This window comes from Okeania sp. SIO2B9 (genome assembly GCF_010672505.1).
Taxonomy (GTDB): domain Bacteria; phylum Cyanobacteriota; class Cyanobacteriia; order Cyanobacteriales; family Microcoleaceae; genus Okeania; species Okeania hirsuta.
Genome location: NZ_JAAHGK010000336.1, coordinates 1 through 6,272 on the forward strand (window position 1 = coordinate 1; position 6,272 = coordinate 6,272).

The 6,272-nt window shown below is 32.9% G+C and carries 5 protein-coding genes; 2 read left to right on the forward strand and 3 right to left on the reverse strand.

The window, feature by feature from the left end; all coding sequences use genetic code 11:
* Positions 1-555: 555 nt before the first annotated feature.
* The gene (locus tag F6K13_RS13665; protein ID WP_124146519.1) at positions 556-1,419 is read right to left on the reverse strand and encodes an NAD(P)-dependent oxidoreductase; all 864 of its coding nucleotides are present in this window, start codon (positions 1,417-1,419) and stop codon (positions 556-558) included.
* A gap of 807 nt (positions 1,420-2,226) precedes the next feature.
* Entirely contained in the window at positions 2,227-2,448 is a 222-nt protein-coding gene (locus F6K13_RS13670) for a hypothetical protein (protein WP_124146520.1), read from the reverse strand.
* Between the two features lie 126 nt (positions 2,449-2,574).
* On the opposite strand from F6K13_RS13670, the gene F6K13_RS13675 reads away from it, so the two are divergent.
* Together F6K13_RS13675 and F6K13_RS13680 are read left to right on the forward strand one after the other, a co-directional pair.
* Positions 2,575-3,786, forward strand: a complete 1,212-nt coding sequence (locus F6K13_RS13675; RefSeq protein WP_205127486.1) for a hypothetical protein — start codon at positions 2,575-2,577, stop codon at positions 3,784-3,786.
* Positions 3,787-4,901: 1,115 nt separating this feature from the next.
* The gene (locus F6K13_RS13680; protein WP_124146521.1) at positions 4,902-5,675 is read left to right on the forward strand and encodes a superoxide dismutase; all 774 of its coding nucleotides are present in this window, start codon (positions 4,902-4,904) and stop codon (positions 5,673-5,675) included.
* 200 nt (positions 5,676-5,875) lie between these two features.
* Here F6K13_RS13680 and F6K13_RS13685 read toward each other — a convergent pair whose 3' ends face one another.
* Entirely contained in the window at positions 5,876-6,232 is a 357-nt protein-coding gene (locus F6K13_RS13685; protein ID WP_124146522.1) for a hypothetical protein, read from the reverse strand.
* Between the last annotated feature and the right edge of the window lie 40 nt (positions 6,233-6,272).

Below are 6,272 nucleotides of genomic sequence, written 5' to 3' on the forward strand. Positions count from 1 at the left end.
GTCAACAAGCGCAATAAAACCCGGTTTATTGCGCTTGTTGACAATAGACTTTCAACATATAGTGTCTATAAAATCAAATAAACACTACATATAGGGAATGGCAAAATAAGATGCGTTTGCCGTGGGTGTTTTCCCGTACGCATGACTTTTTATTCAACCAAAAAACAGCACATTGTCACTGAATATATAGAGATACTCACATCATCAAAGCACCAGAAAAATTATCATCCTGTGAAGCACTCAAATAAAGAACTAACGGCCGGAAAAATTTTCACCCCATCAAAAGATCGATATTACATATTCACAAATCCAGAAATTATCATCTTGTGAAGCTCTAAAAAAGGCAAGGCTTTTCCCCTTGCATCGCCAAAAAAATCATGATACGATTTTATTATTGGCTAGTGTTCGCCCGTATGCATGACTTTTTATTCAACTAAAAATGGTGTGAAAACTTACCACTAATTGAATTTCATACATCAAATCAGCAACACCACAATTAGGAGTAATTTTTTTTTATCATTTTAGAAGAACGTGCCGATCAAAAGAGAAAATATTCTAATTCTCTGGATTAACTGCCGAAAATAAAGCAGAATAATCCACATTTGACAATCCTAGTTCAATAGTTTTCCCCAAAACTTTACGCACTCCTTCTTGAATACTCACATCAAGTCCTACTGATTCTGCCGCATTAATAAATATGTTCGTATCCTTCAATAAATGTTTAGCTGGAAAATTAGGATTTTCATAATTTATGTCTAACATTCGTTGTAATTTTTTATCAAATGTTGGAGCATATAAAGCGCTGTCCCGAACAATTTGCATAAACAAATCTACGTCTATTCCTTCCCGAACTATCAACCCTAAACTCAGAGCAAAAGCAGTTGTTAAAGAACCAATTAATTGATTCATTGCCAACTTAATTGCAGCACCACTACCTACCGCACCAATATGTAATGGTTCGGGACTAAATATCTTTAATAAACCACACCATTTTTCATATTGTTCTGGGGAAGCTCCCACCATCACAATTAAACTACCAGATTTTACTTGAGGAATACTGCCTAAAACAGGAGCTTCTAAATATTCACCGCCACAAGCAACAACTTCATCTCTAATTTGTTTACTTTCAGTAGGAGAAATAGTTCCCATTTGAATTACTGTTCGACCCGATAATTCCGCTTTTGAACTATCAGATAAAAGTACATCTTTAATAGCCGTATAATTTGTCAACATCAAAATTAAACATTCAGAATTTTGAATAGCTTCAGCCGGAGAATTAGCAATTTTAGCACCTGCATTTTCGAAAGGTTCTAATTTTGATTGAGTACGATTATAAGCAGTTACAATATGATTAGCTTCTAACAATTTTTGAGCTATTGGCAGACCCATTAAACCCGTTCCTAAAAATCCAATTTTCATTAGTCATTTCCTCTATATTTTCAGATGTTGATACCATTATTTTTGATCTTTGTCAAAAAATATAGCATTTAACAAACTAATTCAAAGCAATGATTTCTAGAAATATTGTGCTAAACTTGCTAAGACAATGGGCTATAATAATATTAAATTTTGTCTGAAATTGAAAGGCTAAAATATTTAGTTGTTTGATGAGTAATTTGTAATTTATCGGTAATCCAAAATAACTTACTTTTAGGGTAAATCAGTTAGTAAATAGTATTTATCAACGGCAAAAATATTATTTGCTAGAGCCTATTTATTCTTATTTATGTCCCAATCTAAAACTACCAATCAATGATATTATACCAAGGGTGAAAAAAGAATGTTTAACTTAGGTAAAACTTCAATTATTAAGTAATTAACACAGGCGGAATGACATTTTTGATAATTAGCACGCCAGTTAATATTAATTATTCAAAAAAACATACCCCTGAAAACTAGTGCAGGATGGCACAAATAAGTGACCAGTAAAAGCATTGGCCTCTTCGTGAGATAGAATACTCATCGGTGCGATTGCTATCAGAGGCCAGGCAAAAAAAAACCCCCCAGTAAAACAGGAGATTAACGGAGTAAACTAGAATTTATTCAAACCCAATCAACCAACAACCTTATTCCCTTACATCTCGAAAACTCCAGACCTGAACGACAATTTTACCTGTTAACTTTTGAGGCTTTCAATAATTAATAATTACTAATTAATAATTAATAATTAATAATTACCTCTCCTTGAAAAGAAGATGATTGACTAATCATGAAAATTTTTATTTATTATCCCCTTAAAAGGGGAGGCTTTAAACCACAATTTTTCGGTAAATAATATTCAATTACACTACCATTTTTTAATCTTAATAAATCCCGTTTTTTGATATTATCTTGCACAAGTAATGCTTGAAAGGCGATCACATCTACTTCTATCAAAGGTTCTAAAATCAAATAAACTAACTTTTGGCTATCATCCGTTACTAATCCTATTTCAGTTTTCGCCTTCAAAAATATCAAACTCCCACTAAATCCGGTAAAATTATCCGATGACTTACCAATATTAACAAATATAATAGTAGTAGCAAAGAAAATAACTTCTTTATCCGTGTATCTATATTTTAACCAACTAAAATTATGGAAAATATCAACGATAAAATTCTAAATATAGTGGCAGAGTTTTTTGCCTCTTTTGGTCAAAAAGAAGCATTGACTTTATTACTGGCAATAGACAGAGAAAAAGTATATAATGATTTCTTAAAAGCTGAGGCTGGTTTTAACAGTTATAAACTAGCTTTTCTGGATAAAGGCATTAAAAATTCTCCCTATCAAAACCAGGTAGAAAATTATCCAGAACATTTAACTAGGCTGCCTAATTTAGCAATCCCAGGAGCAAAAACTTTTCCTAATGTTGGCGAACTTCCTGATATTGATGAACAGGCTCTTAGTTTTATTCATCCTGATATTAAAGAGGCTTGTATTTGTCTAGTTGGTACTGCTGGCGGACCGTTGAAATCTCGTTGGTTAGGCAGAAATTCTTTGGATAAATGTCAATATTGGAGTTCTACTAAAATTATCGCAATCTTAAATGTTATTTGTTCTATTAATGGAGATATTAATAAATGCAAAATCTGCGGAGATGGAAATTTTTTAGACTTTAATGAAGTTGTAGAAGATATTTTTACTTATGGAAAAAAAATTGGTGGTTCTAATGCTTTAGCTGCAATGTTTAAATGTTTTCAGATTTATGTAGATTTAGAATCATGGCTCAAGGAAATCACAGGTAATAATCATACGGAATTTCAAGGTTTATATGGTGAGGAACCGTTTATTTTTTCTCCCCAAATAACACAAGACGACCGGGTATTATTAAGTGCAGTATCGGAAAGTAAAAAGCGAGCAGAACAACCTGGAGAAAATACTGTCGCTACTTATGATTTAACTAGAATTATGTCAATGGTTGGTTACTATTATCATTTACCAGAATCGGCAAAACTGCCAGGAATGTCTTGGGAAAATTTGCAACCTTTTATTCGTAATGCTGGTAAAGATACTGCTCGTTATGTTGATGTGGCTCTGGAAAAATTGGGTATTCAAGATAGTATTAAATATCCTGTTATTCTATCTAAATTAGGTTTTGGATATAGTAGCAGTCGCAAACGTACAGAACTTACTTATACTTGTTTTATACAGTTTGAATATCAGCAAAAAGTTAGGTCTATGGCGATGACTTTGCGGGCAGCAAGAGCTTTAGGAGATTTTGACAAAGAAGCAGTAGAAATAGATGCACGGATGGCAGCCGAAGTTACGGAAATTCTGAGGCGTTTAGTAACTGATGAACTAGAATAATTTCCAATCAATACAATATTATATATTATTAAATAAAAAAACAGGAACTATAAGAAAAAATGCAGATTTTTTTTCGCTAAAATAAAGTAATAATTTTTCTCTTTATTTTATTTTTTTGAGCAGGAAAGCAGAAGTTTAAATAATTAACAATTACTTCTTATTTTCAAGAAGATAATTAACTAATACCAAGACTGATAAGTGTTTGTTATATCATCTCCGGTAGCATGGTTTGTGTATAGAATTAAGTCAGCATTGGAATAAACCTTTAAACATAAGCGCCTTTTACCCTCTGCCTTCCTTCCAGCAAAGTATAAATCCAAGGATTTATTGAGGTCGAAAAAAAAATTAAACAGAAGTTGCTTTGACCAAAGTATAATATGTTTTTCCGGAAATCCCACAGCTAAAATTATCATTTTCTTTGTGGGTTTAATACCCCACCGTCTACAGGGTGTTCAAAATTACTTGGGGTTAGAATCCATAAGTAATTTTCCTCCTGTCTCCTGCCTCCTTCTTCAATGTAATTCTCTGTCCCCTCTCAATAATTTTGATTTGTTTTGCCAAAAGTCTATTGCTGTTAAAATTATGAGGTATAAAGATTAAAAAATATCATTAATTCCTGGCTTTTTAAATCATCAACTTACGCCAAAGTAAGTTGAAAATTAGAGATGATATAATGTCCGTTTAATTAGTAATAAAAAACTTCCTTATTCTTTCCTCCTGACTCCTGACTGCTCCGTAGTTATTGATTAAGTATTCAACCGGGTATGAGAGACTGTTTGTAAAAGGAATATTAAATCCAGGCGTAGGGTGGGTTAGGCGACAATAACTATGAATCGTAACAAAATTTAACTTTCCGCCATAACCCACCGAATATTAAGTACTCTGGCCGTCTTAATCTTTAGTTTATAAACACTCTCTGATATGAGAGTAAATCTGGAAAGTTTACGCAATAACATATCTGCTTGGAGGTACAAAAAACATGAAATAAAAAAAATTGTATCTCATAAATAATTTATTTCCCAACACAAAATACTCGAAATAATTTTTAGATTTCTATATCGGGTGCTATGGCTGTTAATATATTTTATATAAACTATTTTTATGAAAAACTAATAATGAACATTAATCGACGCAAATTCTTAATCTTAAAGAGTGCAACTTTAGGATCTATGGTTCTAAGTGCTTGCCAAACATCAACAGATCATTCTTCTTCATCCGTAACTCCTTCTACTTCAATAAATGATACTAAATCAGTGGAAAACTCTGGGGTTTTTAAACTAACACCTCTACCTTATGAATATGATGCATTGGAACCTTATATCGATCAAGAAACTATGCAGTTTCACCATGATAAACATTATGCTGGTTATATTAAAAATTTGAATGGAGCGATCGCTAAGTATCCTGAACTTAAAGAAAAAAATGCAGAAGATTTATTGCGTAGTTTGAATACTTTACCGGAGGATATTCGTACTGCTGTACAAAACAATGGTGGTAGTTATGTTAATCATAAGATGTTTTGGGAAATTATGACTCCTAATGGTGGGGGTGAACCTGAAGGAAAAATAGCTGCTGCTATTAATGAAAGTTTTGGTAATTTTGATAGTTTTAAGCAAAAGTTTAATGCTGCTGGTGGTGGTCGTTTTGGTAGTGGTTGGGTTTGGTTGGTTTTGGGTAAAGGCGGAAAGTTAAAGGTTACTAGCACTCCTAATCAAGATAGTCCTTTTTTGACTGGGGATTATCCGATTATGGGTAATGATGTTTGGGAACACGCTTATTATTTGAAGTATCAAAATCGTCGCGGTGATTATTTGAATGCTTGGTGGAATGTTGTTAATTGGCCGGAGGTTAATCGCAGGTATGAATTGGCGATCGCTTTAATTGCTTAGTAATGGTTAGTTGCTAAAATCTGATTAGTTTATCGAATATTTAAGGATTGGATTTTTAGTTGAATAAATAGTCATACTTAGGTGCAAACGACTCCTAATAAGTTAATAGTATCAAAATTTTTTTGGGGATGCAATGGTAATTTTTGCCGTTTTTTTGGAGCTTCACAGAATGATAATTTTTGTGGTGAGGAGTTATCAGGTTAGGTGGGAATTATCGAATAGATATTGATTTGATTGATAATTTGAGAAATTTGGTGGTGATATTTATTTGATTTTTTATGGCTGAGAAGATGAGTTAATTTCGTGGAGTGGAAATTGTGGGAAGAGTAGGGAGCGATATTGTTTGGCAGGGTTGAGGCGATCGCTACAAAACAACCACATCTTTGTTTTTTAGATGCTTCACAGAATGATTTTTCTCTGGTTTTAAGTGAACCTTTATGTTCTGCTCTTTCTAGGAGTTTTATCTGCTGTTGACGATACGGCTGATGCCACGCTTCGCGATCGCTACAATCTCTTAATATCCTAACCTTACTTTTTTTAGTTGAATAAAAAGTCATGATTAGGGGCAAACAACCCCCACTAATTTAATACTATCAC